A 16,267-nucleotide genomic window follows, 5' to 3' on the forward strand; every position below is an offset into this window, starting at 1 on the left:
ATCCGCCCGGTGCGGGTAGGTCAGGAGAGAAGCAGTGATCCAGCAGGAGTCGCGCCTCCGGGTCGCCGACAACACCGGTGCACGGGAGATCCTGTGCATCCGCGTGCTCGGTGGCTCGTCCCGGCGCTACGCGGGGATCGGCGACGTCATCGTCGCCACGGTGAAGGAGGCCATCCCGGCGTCCGGTGTGAAGCGCGGTGACGTCGTCAAGGCCGTCGTCGTGCGCACCCGCAAGGAGAAGCGCCGCCCGGACGGCTCGTACATCAAGTTCGACGAGAACGCCGCGGTGATCATCAAGAACGACCGTGAGCCCCGCGGGACCCGCATCTTCGGCCCCGTGGGCCGCGAGCTGCGCGACAAGAGGTTCATGCGGATCATCTCGCTCGCGCCGGAGGTGCTGTAGCAGATGAAGGTCAAGAAGGGCGACACGGTCGTCGTCATCGCCGGCAAGGACAAGGGCGCCAAGGGCAAGGTCATCCAGGCCTACCCCGAGCGCGACCGTGTCCTCGTCGAGGGCGTCAACCGCGTCAAGAAGCACACGGCCCAGTCGGCCAACCAGCGCGGCGCGCAGAGCGGCGGGATCGTGACGCAGGAAGCGGCGATCCACGTCTCGAACGTGCAGGTCGTCGACGCGGACGGCAAGCCGACCCGCGTGGGCACCCGCGCCGGCGGCGACGACGAGCCGAAGCGCGTGCGCATCTCCCGCCGCACGGGGAAGGACCTCTCGTGACCACGACCGAAGCTCCCGAGACGACCCGTCCCCGGCTGCAGCAGCGCTACCACGACGCGATCAAGGACGCGCTGCAGGAGCAGTTCGGCTACGCGAACCCGATGCTCATCCCGGGCGTCGTCAAGGTCGTCGTGAACATGGGCGTCGGCGAGGCCGCGCGCGACTCGAAGCTGATGGAGGGCGCGGTCCGCGACCTCACCCTCATCGCCGGCCAGAAGCCGGAGATCCGCCGGGCCCGCAAGTCGATCGCGCAGTTCAAGCTGCGCGAGGGCATGCCGATCGGTGCCCGCGCCACGCTGCGCGGCGCGCGGATGTGGGAGTTCCTGGACCGGCTGCTGACCATCGGGCTGCCGCGCATCCGCGACTTCCGCGGCCTGTCGCCCAAGCAGTTCGACGGCTCGGGCAACTACACGTTCGGTCTGAGCGACCAGACGATGTTCCACGAGATCGACCAGGACTCGATCGACCGGCCGCGGGGGATGGACATCACCGTGGTCACCTCCGCGACGACCGACGAGGAGGGCCGGGCGCTGCTCCGTCAGCTCGGCTTCCCGTTCAGGGAGAACTGAGAATGGCGAAGAAGGCACTGGTCAACAAGGCGGCTCGCAAGCCGAAGTTCGCGGTGCGCGGCTACACCCGCTGCAACCGCTGCGGGCGGGCCCGCGCGGTGCTGCGGAAGTTCGGTCTCTGCCGCGTCTGCCTGCGCGAGATGGCGCACCGGGGCGAGCTCCCGGGCGTCAGCAAGGCGTCGTGGTGAGCGACGAGACCACCGCCCCGCGCGAGGACGTCGTCGGGGAGGGCGCGAACGCCGTGTCCCCCGAGCTCCTGCGCCTGATCCAGCGCGTGGCGCACCGCGAGTACCTGCTCGACGGTGCCGCCCACGCCCATCTGGCTGCCCGTACCGCTCCGAGGAGCCCCGCACGCCGCAGGCCCGCCATTGGGAGCACGCACGCTCGTGCCACCCGGGGAACCACGGTGAGGAAGGTGACCTGGTCATGACGATGACCGACCCCATCGCGGACATGCTGACGCGCATCCGCAACGCCAACTCGGCGTTCCACGAGAGCGCGACCATGCCGCACAGCAAGCTCAAGGCCCACGTGGCGCAGGTCCTGCTGGACCAGGGCTACATCTCGGGCTACCGCACCGAGGCCGCGACCGTCGGCCAGTCGCTCGTGGTCGACCTCAAGTACGGCCCGAACCGCGAGCGCAGCATCGCCGGCATCAAGCGGGTCTCCAAGCCCGGCCTGCGGGTGTACGCGAAGTCGACCGAGCTCCCGCGCGTGCTCGGCGGCCTCGGCGTCGCGATCATCTCGACGTCCTCGGGCCTGCTGACCGACCGGCAGGCCTACCAGCGACGGATGGGCGGGGAAGTCCTCGCCTTCGTCTGGTAACGGGAAGGGGAACCGAACCATGTCACGCATCGGCAAGGCCCCGATCACCGTGCCGTCGGGCGTCGACGTCTCCGTCGACGGCCGCAAGGTCACCGTGAAGGGCCCCAAGGGCACCCTGAGCCACGAGGTCGACGAGCCGATCACGGTCTCGCTCGACGACGGCGTCCTGTCCGTCCAGCGCCCCGACGACGAGCGGGAGAGCCGCGCGCTGCACGGCCTGTCGCGCTCGCTGCTCAACAACCTGGTGCAGGGCGTCTCGCAGGGGTACGAGCGCAAGCTCGAGATCCACGGCGTCGGTTACCGCGTCCAGCTGCGCGGCTCGGACCTCGAGTTCGCGCTCGGGTTCAGCCACCCGGTGAAGATCACCCCGCCGGACGGCATCACGTTCGCGGTCGAGAGCCCGACCCGGTTCTCGGTCCAGGGCATCGACAAGCAGCTGGTCGGCCAGGTGGCCGCCAACATCCGGTGGCTGCGCCGTCCCGACCCCTACAAGGGCAAGGGCGTCCGCTACGCCGGCGAGCAGATCCGCCGCAAGGTCGGGAAGACGGGCAAGTGATGGCTGCAGACACAGCGAACAACGGCACGACCACCAAGGCGCGCGGCCACCTGGGCAAGAACGTCTCCGAGACGCGCCGCGCGGGCCGCACGAAGCGGCACCTCCGGCTGCGCAAGAAGATCGCCGGGACGCCGACCCGTCCCCGCCTGGTGGTCACGCGATCGACGCGGCACATCACCGCCCAGGTCGTCGACGACATCGCCGGCCACACCCTGGCGCACGCCTCGACCCTCGAGGCGGACGTGCGGGGCATGGAGGGCGACAAGAAGGCCCAGGCCGCGGAGGTCGGCAAGCTCGTCGCTTCCCGCGCCAAGGACCAGGGCATCGACGCGGTCGTCTTCGACCGCGGCGGTCGCCGGTACCACGGCCGCATCGCGCAGCTCGCGGATGCGGCCCGCGAGGGGGGGCTGCAGTTCTGATGAACCCAGCCCTCGTGAACAGCAACGGAAGGAACTCCTGATGCCGGGACGTGCACGGCGCGACGGCCAGCAGGGCCCGGCCGGCTCCGGGCAGCAGGGCGGCGAGCGCCAGGGCGGCAGCGCCGGCCGCGACCGCCAGCAGGGCGGCCGCGACCGGTCGCAGGACCGCACCCCGCACCTCGAGCGGGTCGTCGCCATCAACCGCGTGGCCAAGGTCGTCAAGGGCGGCCGCCGCTTCAGCTTCACCGCCCTGGTCGTCGTCGGTGACGGCGACGGCATGGTCGGTGTCGGCTACGGCAAGGCCAAGGAGGTGCCCGCCGCGATCGCGAAGGGCGTCGAGGAGGCGAAGAAGAACTTCTTCCGCGTCCCGCGCGTCGGCGGCACCATCACGCACCCCGTGCAGGGCGAGGAGGCGGCGGGCGTGGTCCTGTTGCGTCCGGCCAGCCCCGGTACCGGCGTCATCGCCGGTGGCCCGGTGCGCGCCGTGCTGGAGTGCGCGGGGATCGCCGACGTGCTGTCCAAGTCCCTGGGCAGCCAGAACGCGATCAACATCGTGCACGCGACCGTCGCGGCGCTGAAGGCCCTCCAGGTGCCCGAGGCCGTCGCCGCCCGTCGCGGCCTGCCGATCGAGGACGTGGCGCCGGCCCGGATGCTGCGCGCCCGTGCCGGGCAGGGGGCGTGATGGCCGACCTGAAGGTCACGCAGACCCGCTCGGAGATCGGCGGCAAGCGCAACCAGCGTGAGACGCTGCGGACGCTGGGCCTCCGGCGCATCGGCGCGACCGTCGTGCGCCCGGACACCCCCCAGAACCGCGGCCTGATCAACACCGTGCGTCACCTCGTGACGGTGGAGGAGGTGTCCGGCAATGGCTGAGTCGCCCATCAAGCTGCACCACCTGCGCCCGGCGCCGGGGTCGAAGACCGAGAAGACCCGTGTGGGTCGCGGTGAGGCCTCGAAGGGCAAGACCGCCGGTCGCGGCACGAAGGGCACGGGCGCCCGCAAGAACGTGCCCTCGTCCTTCGAGGGCGGCCAGATGCCCCTGCAGATGCGTCTGCCGAAGCTCAAGGGCTTCCGCAACCGCAACAAGGTCGTCGCGCAGGTCGTCAACGTCGGCGACCTCGCCCGGCTGTTCCCCGACGGCGGCGAGGTCGGCCCGGCCGAGCTCGTGGCCGCCGGCGCGGTCCGGCCCGGGCACCCGGTGAAGGTGCTCGGGACGGGCGAGGTCGGCTCGGTGGCGCTGCGCGTCACCGCGCACGCCTTCTCGGGCTCGGCGAGCGAGAAGCTCGCCGCCGCCGGCGGCAGCGCGACCGTCGCCGAGTAGACGGCCCACCGGCCCCGCGGCCGCACCCCGCCGAGCAGGCGGAGGAGCGGCCCGGGGCCGGTGGTGTCTGCCCGTGTAGTCTCGCCCCGGGTCTGCTCCACGAGACCCGGCCCGGCCCGGCGCACCGCCCCGCGGTGGCGCGGCCGGTGGAACCCGGCCCGCGCGGCTCCCCGTCCGCGACGCGGCCGAACGACATCTGGAGGTCCGAGTGCTCGGCGCCGTGCGGTCAGCCCTGACCACACCGGACCTGCGCAAGAAGATCCTGTTCACGCTGGGGATCGTCGCGGTCTACCGCCTCGGGGCCACGCTCCCGGCGCCCGGCGTCTCGTACTCCAACGTGCAGGAGTGCCTGCGGCAGGTCCAGGGCAGTGACGCCGCGAGCGTCTACTCGCTGATCAACCTGTTCTCCGGCGGTGCGCTGCTCCAGCTGTCGATCTTCGCGCTGGGCATCATGCCGTACATCACGGCCAGCATCATCATCCAGCTGCTGACCGTCGTGATCCCCCGCTTCGAGCAGCTGAAGAAGGAGGGGCAGAGCGGTCAGGGCAAGCTCACGCAGTACACGCGCTACCTGACGATCGCGCTCGCCATCCTCCAGTCGACCGGCATCGTCGCGCTGGCGGACCGCAACCAGCTCTTCCAGGACTGCGACCCGTCGCAGTTCCCGATCCTGCCGAACGCCGACATCTTCGACCTCGCGGTCATCGTCATCGTCATGACGGCCGGCACCGCGGTCATCATGTGGTTCGGCGAGCTCGTCACCGAGCGCGGCGTCGGCAACGGCATGTCGCTGCTGATCTTCACGTCGATCGCGGCGCGCATCCCGGCCGAGGGCAACACGATCCTGTCGAACGCCGGCGGCATCGCCTTCACGGTGGTCTGCGCGTTCGGCCTGGTCATCATCGCGAGCGTCGTGTTCGTCGAGCAGGGGCAGCGGCGTATCCCCGTGCAGTACGCCAAACGCATGGTCGGGCGGAGGATGTACGGCGGGACGTCGACGTACCTGCCGCTGAAGGTCAACCAGGCGGGTGTCATCCCCGTCATCTTCGGGTCGTCCCTGCTCTACCTGCCCGACCTGCTCAGCCGGATCACGGGCAACCAGAACTCGGGCTTCTCCCGCTTCGTGCAGACCTACCTGGCCAACCAGTCCAACTGGCTGCACATCGTGCTGTACTTCGCGCTGATCATCTTCTTCACGTACTTCTACGTCTCGATCACGTTCAACACCGAGGAACGTGCCGACGAGATGAAGAAGTTCGGCGGGTTCATCCCCGGCATCCGGCCCGGGCGGCCCACGGCCGAGTACCTGAGCTACGTCCTGTCGCGCATCACCTTGCCGGGCTCCATCTACCTCGGCATCATCGCCGTCCTGCCGAACTTCTTCCTCGGCCTGACCGGTCAAGGACAGAACCAGAACTTCCCCTTCGGGGGCACGGCTGTTCTGATCATGGTGGGCGTCGGGCTGGACACGGTGAAGCAGATCGAGAGCCAGCTGATGCAGCGCAACTACGAGGGCTTCCTGCGCTGATCGGGTACCGCTTCGGTACGCGGCGGTCGGCGCGGAGTGCAGGGTCGCAAGGTCGGGGTTCACCAAGGTGTCGGGCGAAGGAGTGTCGTCGTGAGGATCGTGCTGGTCGGCCCGCCGGGAGCGGGCAAGGGAACGCAGGCGGCCCGGCTGTCCGAGCGTCTCGACGCGCCGCACATCTCCACCGGCGACATCTTCCGCGAGAACATGAAGAACGAGACGGAGCTGGGCAAGGAGGCCCAGCGCTACGTCGACGCGGGCGACCTCGTGCCCGACGAGGTCACCGTCAAGATGGTCAAGGACCGTCTCGCGCAGTCCGACGCGCAGGAGGGCTTCCTGCTCGACGGCTTCCCGCGCAACGCGGCGCAGGCCCGGGAGCTCGAGGACGTCCTCGGTGAGCTCGGCCAGCGGCTCGACGCCGTGCTGGTCTTCGAGGTCGACGACGAGGAGCTCGTCAAGCGCCTCATGAGCCGGGGCCGCTCCGACGACACCGAGGAGACCATCCGGCACCGCCAGGAGGTCTACCGCTCGGAGACCGAGCCGCTGATCGAGCACTACCGCGACATCGCGGTGCGCGTCGACGCCGTCGGATCGGTCGAGGAGATCACCGACCGCGCCATGGACGCGCTCGCCGACGAGCCCGACGACTGAGTGGGCAGTACCGGCCGCCGGCTCACCGAGGCCGTCTCGGGGATCGTCTCGGACGGTGTCGGCGGCCTCGCCGATCGCGTGCGGGGGCGGTTCGTGGAGATGAAGACGCCCGGCCAGGTCGAGGCCATGCGCGCCGCGGGCCTGGTCGTGGCCGCGACGCTGGCCGCGGTGACCGAGGCCGCGACGCCCGGCGTCAGCACGGCCGACCTCGACGAGGTCGCCGAGGCGACGATCCGGGACGCCGGCGCGGTGCCGTCGTTCCTCGGCTACCAGGGCTTCCCGGCCTCGATCTGCACCTCGGTCAACGAGCAGGTCGTGCACGGGATCCCCGCGCCGACGCAGGTCCTCGCCGACGGGGACCTCGTCTCGATCGACTGCGGCGCGATCCTCGAGGGCTGGCACGGCGACGCGGCGGTGACACTGCTCGTCGGCACACCGGCGGCCGGTGACGAGGAGCTGTCGGCGGCCTGCCGGGCGGCCATGGAGGCGGGCATCGCGACGCTGGTGCCCGGCGGCCGGCTCGGCGACGTGGGCCACGCGATCGAGGAGGAGGCGCGCCGCCGAGCGGGCGCCGACGGTCGCGAGTACGGGATCGTCGCGGACTACGGCGGGCACGGGATCGGCACGTCCATGCACATGGAGCCGTTCGTGCCCAACCTCGGGCGCGCGGGCAGCGGGATGCGCCTGCGCACGGGGATGGTGCTGGCCATCGAGCCCATGCTCACCGGGGGCACCGACGAGACCACCGAGCTCGAGGACGGCTGGACCGTGGTGACCGCGGACGGCAGCCGGGCGGCGCACTGGGAGCACTCCGTGGCGGTCACCGACGACGGACCCCGGGTCCTCACGGCGCCTGCGGAGTGAGATTCGGATAGCAGAACTATCTGCTAGCTGCTAACCTCGGCCGTAGTCGAGGAACGGGGTGGTCGTGGTGGCCGGGACCGAGCAGCTGCGGGTGGGCGACGCCGAGCGCGGGCGCGTGGCGGACCAGCTGGCGCGCGCGCACGCGGAGGGGCGGCTGACGCTCGCCGAGTACGACGAGCGCGTCCGGGCGGCGCACGGTGCGGTGGTGGCGGCCGACCTCGCCCCGCTCACCGCGGACCTGCCCGTCCCGGAGTCGACGTCGCGGACGGCGGACGCGGTGGGTGCCGGCGACCGCGGGTCGCGGCGCGCGGGCCGGCAGGCCGCGGCGCTGCGGCGGGCCGTGGCGGTCTGGGCGGCGGTGTCGGTGCTCAACCTCGTGATCTGGGTGGCGGTGTCGGTGGGCACCGGCGGGGTCGTAAGCCCGTGGTGGATCTGGGTCGCCGGCCCGTGGGGCGCCGTGCTCGCGCTGGGCGCCCTCGCGCAGCGCGCGGGGCTGCCGTTCCCCGCGCCGGTGCCGTTCGGCTGCGTCCCGCACCCGTCGCGGCGCTGAACCCCCCGGTGGTCGGGCTCTCGACACGCCGCGCGTACACTTGACGTTTGGCGCGCGTGGCGTGCCGGCATGCGCGCGTTCTCGCGTCGCGCCCGCCGGCGGACACGGCGCCGGTCTCCTGGAGGGCCTCGCCGTTCCTCGGCGTGGGCTCGCCCGCGGGACGACAGCGTACGTCGAGAAGAATGCGGAGGACATGGCGAAGAAGGACGGCGCCATCGAGGTCGAGGGCCGGGTCATCGAACCCTTGCCCAACGCGATGTTCCGGGTGGAGCTCGAGAACGGGCACAAGGTCCTGGCGCACATCAGCGGCAAGATGCGTCAGCACTACATCCGGATCCTCCCCGAGGACAAGGTCGTCGTGGAGCTGTCGCCCTACGACCTGTCGCGCGGCCGGATCGTCTACCGCTACAAGTAGTCCGAGCAGCGAGGAAGAGGACGTGAAGGTCCAGCCGAGCGTCAAGCGCATCTGCGCGAAGTGCCAGGTGGTCCGCCGTCACGGGCGGGTCATGGTCATCTGCGACAACCTGCGCCACAAGCAGCGCCAGGGCTGACGCAGCCGGCCACCCGGCAGCAGAGCAGTTCAGCGGCCGCGCGCGACCGCACCGAGAACCTCCCCGCACCTACGTCGGCGTGAGCGATCGTGCCCCGGCGGAGCACCCCCGGCACGGGAGGCCGGGGCCCGGACCCTCGACGAGGGACCGGGACGGGCAGGGAGCCAGACCTCCCGGACGACACCAGGAGCACGCCACCCCATGGCACGCATCTCCGGCGTCGACCTCCCCCGCGAGAAGCGGATGGAGATCGCGCTGACCTACATCTTCGGGATCGGCCGCAGCCGGTCACGGGAGATCCTGACCGAGACCGGGATCGACTTCGATCTCCGCTCCAAGGACCTGTCCGACGGTGACGCCGCCGCGCTGCGCGCGTACATCGACAACCACTTCCGGGTCGAGGGCGACCTGCGCCGCGAGGTCCAGGCGGACATCCGGCGCAAGGTCGAGATCGGCAGTTACCAGGGCCTGCGGCACCGCCGCAACCTGCCGGTGCACGGGCAGCGGACGAAGACCAACGCCCGCTCCCGCAAGGGTCCGAAGAAGACCGTCGCCGGCAAGAAGAAGGCCACGCGCAAGTAGCGCGGACCGGACCCCTCGAACGGAAGAGAGCACATGCCACCCAGGACCCGCCAGGGCGCGGCCGGGGCCAAGAAGGTCCGGCGCCGGGAGAAGAAGAACGTCTCCCACGGCCACGCGCACATCAAGAGCACGTTCAACAACACGATCGTCTCGATCACCGACCCGTCGGGCAACGTCATCAGCTGGGCGTCGGCCGGCCACGTGGGCTTCAAGGGCTCGCGCAAGTCGACGCCGTTCGCCGCGCAGATGGCCGCGGAGAACTGCGCGCGCAAGGCCGCCGAGCACGGGATGAAGAAGGTCGACGTCTTCGTCAAGGGCCCGGGCTCGGGTCGCGAGACCGCCATCCGTTCGCTGCAGGCCGCGGGCCTCGAGGTCGGCACCATCGCCGACGTCACGCCCCAGCCGCACAACGGCTGCCGCCCGCCGAAGCGTCGCCGGGTCTAGGCGGAGAGGAGACAGAGACGATGGCCCGCTACACCGGACCTGCCACCCGCAAGTCCCGCCGCCTCAAGGTCGACCTCATCGGCGGCGACAAGTCCTTCGAGCGTCGCCCGTACCCGCCGGGGCAGCACGGCCGGATCCGCATCAAGGAGTCCGAGTACCTGCTGCAGCTGCAGGAGAAGCAGAAGGCCCGCTTCACCTACGGACTGCTCGAGAAGCAGATGCGCGCCTACTACGACGAGGCGAACCGCCGCGAGGGCAAGACCGGCGACGAGTTCCTCCGTCTGCTCGAGTCGCGTCTCGACTCGGTCGTCTACCGCGCCGGCCTCGCGCAGACGCGGCGTCAGGCCCGCCAGCTCGTCGGGCACGGCCACTTCCTGGTCAACGGCCAGAAGGTGGACGTCCCCAGCTACCGGGTGACGCAGTACGACATCATCGACGTCCGGGACAAGTCCCGGAACATGCTGCCCTTCGTGGTGGCGAAGGAGAACTTCGGCGACCGCCCGGTGCCCGGGTGGCTCCAGGTCGTCCCGGACTCGCTGCGCATCTTCGTGCACTCCCTCCCGGAGCGCGCCCAGATCGACACCCCGGTGTCGGAGCAGCTGATCGTCGAGTTCTACTCGAAGTGAGGTAGTACCCCGGCCCGGGCGAGCGTGCCCGGGCCGGGTCACGTTCGGCGTCAAATAGCGGACGCCGCACCGGAAGGAAACGTACGTGCTGATCTCCCAGCGTCCTGCCCTCTCCGAGGACGCCATCGACGACACCCGTTCCCGGTTCGTCATCGAGCCGCTGGAGCCGGGTTTCGGCTACACCCTCGGCAACTCGCTGCGTCGCACCCTGCTGTCGTCCATCCCGGGCGCGGCCGTGACCAGCATCCGTGTCGACGGGGTCCTCCACGAGTTCACCACCGTGCCGGGGGTGAAGGAGGACGTCACCGACATCATCCTCAACCTCAAGGAGCTCGTGGTGAGCTCCGAGGAGGACGAGCCGGCGACCATGTACCTGCGCAAGCAGGGGCCGGGCACGGTGACCGCGGGCGACATCGTCCCGCCGGCCGGCGTGACCGTCCACAACCCCGACCTCCACATCGCGACCCTGAACGACCAGGGCCGCCTCGAGGTCGAGCTGGTCGTCGAGCGTGGCCGCGGGTACGTCCCGGCCGCGCAGAACAAGGCGTCCGGCGCCGAGATCGGCCGCATCCCGGTCGACTCGATCTACTCGCCGGTGCTCAAGGTCAGCTACAAGGTCGAGGCGACCCGCGTCGAGCAGCGCACCGACTTCGACAAGCTGATCCTCGACGTCGAGACCAAGCCGTCGATGACCCCGCGCGACGCGATCGCGTCCGCCGGGCGCACGCTGGTCGAGCTCTTCGGGCTGGCCCGCGAGCTCAACGTCGACGCCGAGGGCATCGAGATCGGCCCCTCGCCCGCCGAGGCCGACTCGATCGCCGCGTTCGCGATGCCCATCGAGGACCTCGACCTCACGGTCCGGTCCTACAACTGCCTCAAGCGGGAGGGCATCCACACGGTCGGCGAGCTCGTCGGCCGGTCGGAGGCCGACCTGCTGGACATCCGCAACTTCGGTGCGAAGTCCATCGACGAGGTCAAGATGAAGCTGGCCGGCCTGGGCCTCGCGCTCAAGGACAGCCCGCCCGGGTTCGACCCGTCGGCCGCGGCCGCGGACTACCCGTCCGAGGGCTTCGAGTCGTACGGCTCGGACGGCGGCTTCGGCGGTTACGGCGTGTCCGACGACGACGGTCAGGACTACGCCGAGACCGAGCAGCTGTAAGACCACTCTTTTCAGCAACTCTGACGTGCTGCCCCCTCCCCGCGCCCTCCCCAGGGCCGGGGAGGAAAGGCGTCACGAGACAGGAGCAGTGACATGCCCCAGCCCACGAAGGGCCCCCGCCTCGGTGGTTCCCCGGACCACCAGAAGCTGATGCTGGCCAACCTGGCCACGTCGCTCTTCACCCACGGCCGCATCCACACGACGCGGGCCAAGGCCGAGCGCCTGCGCCCGTACGCGGAGCGTCTGATCACGAAGGCGAAGAAGGGCGGCCTGCACAACCGTCGCCTCATCGCGGAGCAGATCCGCGACAAGGACGTCGTGCACCGCCTGACGGCCGAGATCGGGCCGTTCTTCGCCGACCGTCCCGGCGGCTACACGCGCATCGTGAAGACGCTGCCGCGCAAGGGCGACAACGCGCCGATGGCCATCATCGAGCTGGTGAACGAGCGGACCGCGTCCGCGGAGGCCTCGCAGGCCACCCGCACCGCGGCCCCGCGCTCGCCCTCGGGCCCGGGCGCCGAGGTCGGCGACACCGCCACCGGTGCCGCCGCGACCGCGGCGACCATCGCGGCGGCCGAGTCGGACGCGTCCCCGGAGCCGGCGGAGCCCACCGACGCCGCGACGGCGGAGGGTGTCGGCGCCGACGACGACGCGCCGGAGGTCCCCGAGGCCGAGGCGGCCGCCGAGGGCACCGACACCGGCACCGACACGTCGGACGACGCTGGCGCCGAGGTCCCGGAGCCGATGGCCGACAACGCGGCCGCGGCCGCCGGTCTCGACACCGGCGACAGCGACGAGAAGTCCTGATCGAGCGCGCGTCCCGCGAGCCCGTCCCCGACCCCGGGGGCGGGCTCGCGGTATCTCCGCTCCTGATCAGGTACCGGGTCGACCTGGCCTACGACGGCACCGACTTCTCGGGCTGGGCGCGCCAGCCGGGGCTGCGCACGGTGCAAGGGGTCCTCGAGGACACGCTGGCGACGGTCTGGCGCGTGCCGGTGGCGCTGACGGTGGCCGGGCGCACCGACGCCGGGGTGCACGCCGACGCGCAGGTGTGCCACGTCGACCTCCCGGAGGGGCTCGACCCGCACCCGGGGCTCGTCGGCCGACTCGCGCGGATGCTGCCCCCGGACGTGCGGGTGCGGGCCGTGACGCCGGCCCCGGCGGGCTTCGACGCCCGCTTCTCGGCGCTGCGCCGGCACTACGTCTACCGCGTCAGCACCGCGCCCTGGGGACCCGAGCCGCTGCGGGCCCGCGACACGCTGCGCTGGCCGCGGCCCCTCGACGTCGACGCGATGACCACCGCCGGCCAGGGGCTGCTCGGGGAGCACGACTTCGCCGCCTACTGCCGGCCCCGCGAGGGCGCGACGACCGTCCGCGAGCTCCAGCACCTCGCGTGGAGTCCGGTGCCGGAGGAGCCGCACGTGCTCGTCGCGGCGCTGTCGGCGGACGCGTTCTGCCACTCGATGGTCCGCTCGGTGGTCGGCGCGCTGCTGGCCGTGGGGGAGGGCCGCCGTTCTGTGGACTGGCCCGCGGCGCTGCTCGCCCGGCGCGAGCGCTCGAGCGAGGTCGCCGTCGTCGCCGCGCGCGGGCTGCGCCTCGTCGGCGTCGACTACCCGGACGACGCCGACCTCGCCGCGCGGGCCACGACGACGCGGCGGCGCCGCGACCCGTGACGTCCGCGATCAGCCGCCGCTGCCGTAGGGGCGGGTGAGGATCTCGAGGTTGTGGCCCTCGGGGGAGTCGAAGTAGGCGCCCTGGCCGCCGTCGTTCGTGTTGCGGCCCGGGCGCCGGTGACCGGGGTCGGCCCAGGTCGCGACGCCCCGGCCGCGCAGCCGGTCGACGATCACGGGGAACTCGTCGTCGCCGACGAGGAACGCGTAGTGCTGGGGGTGCGGCGCGTCGACGGCCATGAAGTCGAGGCTCGTGCCGTGGTCGACCTCGACCACCGTGAACGGCCCGAAGTGGTACGGCGCCGGCAGGCCGAGGACCTCGGCGAGGAAAGCCGCGCCACCGTCCGGGTCCCGGCTCTCGACGATCGTGTGGTTCAGCGCGATGCTCATGTCCCCAGGGTCGGACCTCGAGCAAGGTCCAGGTCAAGCCTCGACGCCGACCGCCACGGTGCCGTCCTCGTCGACCCGGCAGGGGACGGCCACGAGGTCGCGGTCGCCGGGGTCGAGACCCCGGCCGGTGGCGACGTCGAACGTCCAGCGGTGGTTCGCGCACGTGAGGACGCAGCCGTCGAGCGTGCCCCGCTCGAGGGGCCAGGCGCGGTGCGGGCAGCGGTTGTCGTAGGCGCGGACGTCGCCGTCGACGTGCACGAGCAGCACCCGGCGCCCCCCGACGGACACCGCCGCCATCCCCGTCTCCCGCAGACGCGCGAGGGCGAGGACCGGGACGTACGCGAGATCGGCCATCCCCACCTCCCGTGGCGGCGGTCACGCTACCCGCCGGTCACCGTGCGTAGGAGGGCGAACGGTCGGTCGGCCCCGGATGCCGGTGTGGTCGCGGTCACCGCGTCCGTAGCGTCGACGGCCATGAGCGAGGACCCGGCACAGGCGCCGCACCCCACGAGCGACGAGTTCGACGGCCAGCAGAACACCGCGGAGCGGGTGAGCCCCGGGACCACCGCCGACGCGGTCGCCCTCGACCCGGACCTCGTCGACACCGACCCGGGCGGCGGGCCGGCCGGGAACACGGCCAAGGACCGCACGCGCAGCGAGCCCTGACCGTCAGTCGCCCCGCCGGACGGGCCCGAGGATCGCGGTCTCCCGCGGCCCCGTGACGAGGTCCACCCGGCGCCACAGGTTGCGCCCGAGCAGGACGACACCGCGGTCCGGCAGCGTGCGCAGCGTCTCGGTCATGGCCGGGGTGAGCCGCCACAGGCGCCCGGCCAGCTCGGCCTCGTGCGGCGGCAGGCGCTGGACGAGGACGAGGTCGGCGTCGTCGGCGAGGTCGGAGACCGCGGGCACGAGCGACGGCAGCACCACGAGCGTCGTCTGCCGCGGTCGACGGGCCGGGGCGGGGCCGCGCGGGGTGGCGCCGCGGTCGTGCACGACGAGCAGCGGCGGGCCGCCGGTGACGGCGAGGTCGGCCGGCGGCTCGCCCACGACGCGCACCGCGGCGCGCTCGTCGTCGTCCTCGTGGGTGGTGTCCCCGCCCCCGGCCCGGCGCACGGCGTCCCAGGCCGGCGGGCGGCCGGTGACGACCACCGCCTGCACGCCCACCCCCACCGCGCGCAGCGTCACCTGACGCGCGAGGTAGAGCCCGCCCAGCACGACGACGCGCGTGGGTGCGGCCCGGACCAGCCCGACGGCCACCGGCTCGCCGTCCGGGTCCGCGCCGAGGACGACCCCGGCCGGGCGCACCGGCGGGCCGAGCGCGTCCAGCAGCGCCGGCGGGACGGAGAAGGCCGGCGCGAGCTCGGGGTCGGCGCGGGTGGGCGCGGCGCGGCCCGTCACGGGACGGCCCCCACGGGCAGCGTCGCGGCGAGCCCGGCGGCGTGCTGGCCGTCGAGGGGGTCGAGCACGACGCCGAGCGCGTGCCCGCGCGCCACCAGCTCGCGGCCCGCCTCCTCGAGCGCGTCCGGGGTGTCGGCGGTGATGCGGGCGGTGCCGCGCAGGCCGACGGTGGGGCCGGCCTCGCCGGGCGCCGCCGTGTCCGGCTCGAGCGTGAGGGCCAGGGTGCTGGTGCGCGCCGTCGTCGCCGTCAGGCCGGTGAGCCGCTCCGGCGCCGCACCCGCCGGCCAGCGGGTGACGGCGTAGGCCGCGTGCCCGACCTCGCCCGCGACGACCGCGCGCCAGTGCTCGGTCAGGCGCTCGACCGGGCCGCCGTCGGCGTCGGCGGCCTCGGTGGCGGCGTCGAGGACGTCGTCGGCGGACAGCGGCCGCACGGGCACGCCGTGGTCGGCGAGCACCCGCGAGATCCGCGCCAGCGCCCCCACCACGGCACGGTGCGCGCCCACGACGCCGCCGCCGCGCTCGGCGACGGCCTCCGGGCAGCGTTGCGGGTCCAGCCGCACGACGAGCCAGGCGTCGCGGCGGGCCAGCGGCGGGAGCGGGCCGAGGACCTCGCGGTACGCCGCGGCCGCGGGGCTGTCCTCGGCGAGGGGCCGGCAGTGCCACACCGCGCTGACGGCGTCGAGCACGACGCCCCGGTCGGCCAGGCAGCCGGCCACGGCCGCGAGCGGGAACGACGCCGCGTCCGCGGCGGTGTCGGACGCGACCAGCCCGGCCCCGCCGTCGGGGCCGACCGGGTCGAGCGCGAGCACGGCGCTCCAGCCGCCCGAGTGGCCGAGCAGGCCGACCTCGCGGCCGTCGTGGTCGCGGGTGCGGGCGACGGTGAGGTCGCCCGTGAGCAGGCGCAGCACCCGCAGCCGCGGGTCGGCTCCGGCGGCCTCCGGCTCGCTGGCGCGCTCGCGGGTGCGCAGGCGGAAGCGCAGCAGCAGCCCGATCCAGCCCAGGAGCCAGCGCCCCCGCACCCGCAGCAGCCCGACGACGAGCCCGGCCGAGAACACGACCCCGGCCAGCGGCAGCAGCCGCCGGTCGACCGCGACGAGCGCCACGGCCAGCGCGAGCCCGACCTCGACGACCACGACCCCGGCGAGCGGGACGGGCCCCAGCGACGGCCCGGACGGGCGGCGGCGGGCGGCGGGCACCGGGCGTTCCCGCGGGACGACGAGGCTCACCGGGCGGCCCGCCGGCGCAGCACAACGGCCGCGATCACCGCGGCGACGAGGACGACGACGAGGACGGCGACGACGACCGGCGCCGCACCACCCGAGCTGCCCGGCGCCGGCGCGGGCGGCGCCGGGCGCACCTCGGGTCCCGTCCGCGGCGGGCCCCCGCGCACCGCGGCGTCGGCGTCGAGCACGCCGTAGCCGACGGCGTCGTCGCGCA

27 protein-coding genes and 1 pseudogene are annotated in these 16,267 nt (G+C 72.9%); 23 read left to right on the forward strand and 5 right to left on the reverse strand.

Annotated features, from left to right (window positions below; translation table 11 throughout):
* Positions 1-34: 34 nt before the first annotated feature.
* The 22 genes from rplN to truA all read left to right on the forward strand — a co-directional run bounded on the left by rplN (position 35) and on the right by truA (position 13,045).
* Positions 35-403 (forward strand): 50S ribosomal protein L14, encoded by a 369-nt coding sequence (rplN, locus tag ABD994_RS20470; RefSeq protein WP_116708470.1) that lies wholly within the window; start codon positions 35-37, stop codon positions 401-403.
* Positions 404-406: 3 nt separating this feature from the next.
* Positions 407-730: a 50S ribosomal protein L24 gene (gene rplX / locus ABD994_RS20475; RefSeq protein ID WP_345419261.1), complete on the forward strand. Its 324-nt coding sequence runs from the start codon at positions 407-409 to the stop codon at positions 728-730.
* Positions 727-1,299 carry a 50S ribosomal protein L5 gene (gene rplE / locus ABD994_RS20480; protein ID WP_345419265.1) on the forward strand — a complete coding sequence of 191 codons (573 nt, stop codon included), beginning with the start codon at positions 727-729 and terminating at the stop codon, positions 1,297-1,299. The genes rplX and rplE overlap by 4 nt, the downstream gene beginning before the upstream one ends.
* Positions 1,300-1,301: 2 nt before the next feature.
* On the forward strand, positions 1,302-1,487 hold the full coding sequence (locus ABD994_RS20485) for a type Z 30S ribosomal protein S14 (RefSeq protein WP_116708473.1): 186 nt from the start codon (positions 1,302-1,304) through the stop codon (positions 1,485-1,487).
* Positions 1,488-1,725: 238 nt separating this feature from the next.
* The gene (gene rpsH / locus ABD994_RS20490; RefSeq protein ID WP_345419267.1) at positions 1,726-2,124 is read left to right on the forward strand and encodes a 30S ribosomal protein S8; all 399 of its coding nucleotides are present in this window, start codon (positions 1,726-1,728) and stop codon (positions 2,122-2,124) included.
* 19 nt (positions 2,125-2,143) lie between these two features.
* Positions 2,144-2,680, forward strand: coding sequence for a 50S ribosomal protein L6 (gene rplF / locus ABD994_RS20495; RefSeq protein ID WP_345419270.1), 537 nt, complete (start codon positions 2,144-2,146; stop codon positions 2,678-2,680).
* Entirely contained in the window at positions 2,680-3,099 is a 420-nt protein-coding gene (rplR, locus tag ABD994_RS20500; protein WP_345419273.1) for a 50S ribosomal protein L18, read from the forward strand. Before rplF ends, rplR begins: the two co-directional genes overlap by 1 nt.
* A gap of 40 nt (positions 3,100-3,139) precedes the next feature.
* Complete coding sequence (gene rpsE / locus ABD994_RS20505) at positions 3,140-3,781, forward strand: 30S ribosomal protein S5 (RefSeq protein WP_285648695.1); 642 nt, start codon at positions 3,140-3,142, stop codon at positions 3,779-3,781.
* The gene (rpmD, locus tag ABD994_RS20510) at positions 3,781-3,972 is read left to right on the forward strand and encodes a 50S ribosomal protein L30 (RefSeq protein ID WP_345419278.1); all 192 of its coding nucleotides are present in this window, start codon (positions 3,781-3,783) and stop codon (positions 3,970-3,972) included. The genes rpsE and rpmD overlap by 1 nt, the downstream gene beginning before the upstream one ends.
* The gene (gene rplO / locus ABD994_RS20515) at positions 3,965-4,420 is read left to right on the forward strand and encodes a 50S ribosomal protein L15 (RefSeq protein WP_345419281.1); all 456 of its coding nucleotides are present in this window, start codon (positions 3,965-3,967) and stop codon (positions 4,418-4,420) included. Before rpmD ends, rplO begins: the two co-directional genes overlap by 8 nt.
* A gap of 208 nt (positions 4,421-4,628) precedes the next feature.
* The gene (gene secY, locus ABD994_RS20520) at positions 4,629-5,948 is read left to right on the forward strand and encodes a preprotein translocase subunit SecY (protein ID WP_345419284.1); all 1,320 of its coding nucleotides are present in this window, start codon (positions 4,629-4,631) and stop codon (positions 5,946-5,948) included.
* A gap of 90 nt (positions 5,949-6,038) precedes the next feature.
* Positions 6,039-6,596: an adenylate kinase gene (locus ABD994_RS20525; RefSeq protein WP_345419287.1), complete on the forward strand. Its 558-nt coding sequence runs from the start codon at positions 6,039-6,041 to the stop codon at positions 6,594-6,596.
* Positions 6,597-6,695: 99 nt separating this feature from the next.
* On the forward strand, positions 6,696-7,460 hold the full coding sequence (gene map, locus ABD994_RS20530) for a type I methionyl aminopeptidase (RefSeq protein WP_345419325.1): 765 nt from the start codon (positions 6,696-6,698) through the stop codon (positions 7,458-7,460).
* A gap of 67 nt (positions 7,461-7,527) precedes the next feature.
* The gene (locus tag ABD994_RS20535; RefSeq protein WP_345419290.1) at positions 7,528-8,010 is read left to right on the forward strand and encodes a DUF1707 SHOCT-like domain-containing protein; all 483 of its coding nucleotides are present in this window, start codon (positions 7,528-7,530) and stop codon (positions 8,008-8,010) included.
* A gap of 193 nt (positions 8,011-8,203) precedes the next feature.
* Positions 8,204-8,425, forward strand: coding sequence for a translation initiation factor IF-1 (infA, locus tag ABD994_RS20540; RefSeq protein WP_030532868.1), 222 nt, complete (start codon positions 8,204-8,206; stop codon positions 8,423-8,425).
* A 22-nt stretch (positions 8,426-8,447) separates the two neighbouring features.
* The gene (rpmJ, locus tag ABD994_RS20545; RefSeq protein ID WP_018330934.1) at positions 8,448-8,561 is read left to right on the forward strand and encodes a 50S ribosomal protein L36; all 114 of its coding nucleotides are present in this window, start codon (positions 8,448-8,450) and stop codon (positions 8,559-8,561) included.
* 201 nt (positions 8,562-8,762) lie between these two features.
* On the forward strand, positions 8,763-9,143 hold the full coding sequence (rpsM, locus tag ABD994_RS20550) for a 30S ribosomal protein S13 (protein ID WP_345419293.1): 381 nt from the start codon (positions 8,763-8,765) through the stop codon (positions 9,141-9,143).
* Between the two features lie 33 nt (positions 9,144-9,176).
* Positions 9,177-9,587 (forward strand): 30S ribosomal protein S11, encoded by a 411-nt coding sequence (gene rpsK, locus ABD994_RS20555; protein WP_345419296.1) that lies wholly within the window; start codon positions 9,177-9,179, stop codon positions 9,585-9,587.
* 20 nt (positions 9,588-9,607) lie between these two features.
* A complete protein-coding gene (gene rpsD, locus ABD994_RS20560; protein WP_345419299.1) occupies positions 9,608-10,213 on the forward strand; it encodes a 30S ribosomal protein S4 in 606 nt (201 codons plus the stop codon).
* Positions 10,214-10,298: 85 nt separating this feature from the next.
* Entirely contained in the window at positions 10,299-11,372 is a 1,074-nt protein-coding gene (locus ABD994_RS20565) for a DNA-directed RNA polymerase subunit alpha (RefSeq protein WP_274200589.1), read from the forward strand.
* Between the two features lie 93 nt (positions 11,373-11,465).
* Positions 11,466-12,179: a 50S ribosomal protein L17 gene (gene rplQ / locus ABD994_RS20570; RefSeq protein WP_345419302.1), complete on the forward strand. Its 714-nt coding sequence runs from the start codon at positions 11,466-11,468 to the stop codon at positions 12,177-12,179.
* A 65-nt stretch (positions 12,180-12,244) separates the two neighbouring features.
* The gene (gene truA / locus ABD994_RS20575) at positions 12,245-13,045 is read left to right on the forward strand and encodes a tRNA pseudouridine(38-40) synthase TruA (RefSeq protein ID WP_345419328.1); all 801 of its coding nucleotides are present in this window, start codon (positions 12,245-12,247) and stop codon (positions 13,043-13,045) included.
* Positions 13,046-13,054: 9 nt separating this feature from the next.
* Here truA and ABD994_RS20580 read toward each other — a convergent pair whose 3' ends face one another.
* Both ABD994_RS20580 and ABD994_RS20585 read right to left on the reverse strand, forming a co-directional pair.
* Positions 13,055-13,432: a VOC family protein gene (locus ABD994_RS20580; RefSeq protein WP_345419305.1), complete on the reverse strand. Its 378-nt coding sequence runs from the start codon at positions 13,430-13,432 to the stop codon at positions 13,055-13,057.
* A gap of 33 nt (positions 13,433-13,465) precedes the next feature.
* Complete coding sequence (locus tag ABD994_RS20585; RefSeq protein ID WP_345419308.1) at positions 13,466-13,786, reverse strand: Rieske (2Fe-2S) protein; 321 nt, start codon at positions 13,784-13,786, stop codon at positions 13,466-13,468.
* Positions 13,787-13,906: 120 nt separating this feature from the next.
* Here ABD994_RS20585 and ABD994_RS20590 point away from each other — a divergent pair, with 120 nt between their 5' ends.
* Positions 13,907-14,098 (forward strand): hypothetical protein, encoded by a 192-nt coding sequence (locus tag ABD994_RS20590; protein WP_345419311.1) that lies wholly within the window; start codon positions 13,907-13,909, stop codon positions 14,096-14,098.
* A 3-nt stretch (positions 14,099-14,101) separates the two neighbouring features.
* On the opposite strand, the gene ABD994_RS20595 is transcribed toward ABD994_RS20590, so the two are convergent.
* The 3 genes and pseudogenes from ABD994_RS20595 to ABD994_RS20605 all read right to left on the reverse strand — a co-directional run.
* Complete coding sequence (locus ABD994_RS20595; protein WP_345419314.1) at positions 14,102-14,830, reverse strand: hypothetical protein; 729 nt, start codon at positions 14,828-14,830, stop codon at positions 14,102-14,104.
* Positions 14,827-16,056 carry a type VII secretion protein EccE gene (gene eccE, locus ABD994_RS20600; protein WP_345419317.1) on the reverse strand — a complete coding sequence of 410 codons (1,230 nt, stop codon included), beginning with the start codon at positions 16,054-16,056 and terminating at the stop codon, positions 14,827-14,829. The genes ABD994_RS20595 and eccE overlap by 4 nt, the downstream gene beginning before the upstream one ends.
* Positions 16,053-16,267 (reverse strand): annotated as a pseudogene (locus tag ABD994_RS20605) (hypothetical protein); the annotation flags it as partial. The gene eccE and the pseudogene ABD994_RS20605, both read right to left, overlap by 4 nt.

The sequence above is a fragment of the Actinomycetospora chlora genome, assembly GCF_039542135.1.
Classification (GTDB): domain Bacteria; phylum Actinomycetota; class Actinomycetes; order Mycobacteriales; family Pseudonocardiaceae; genus Actinomycetospora; species Actinomycetospora chlora.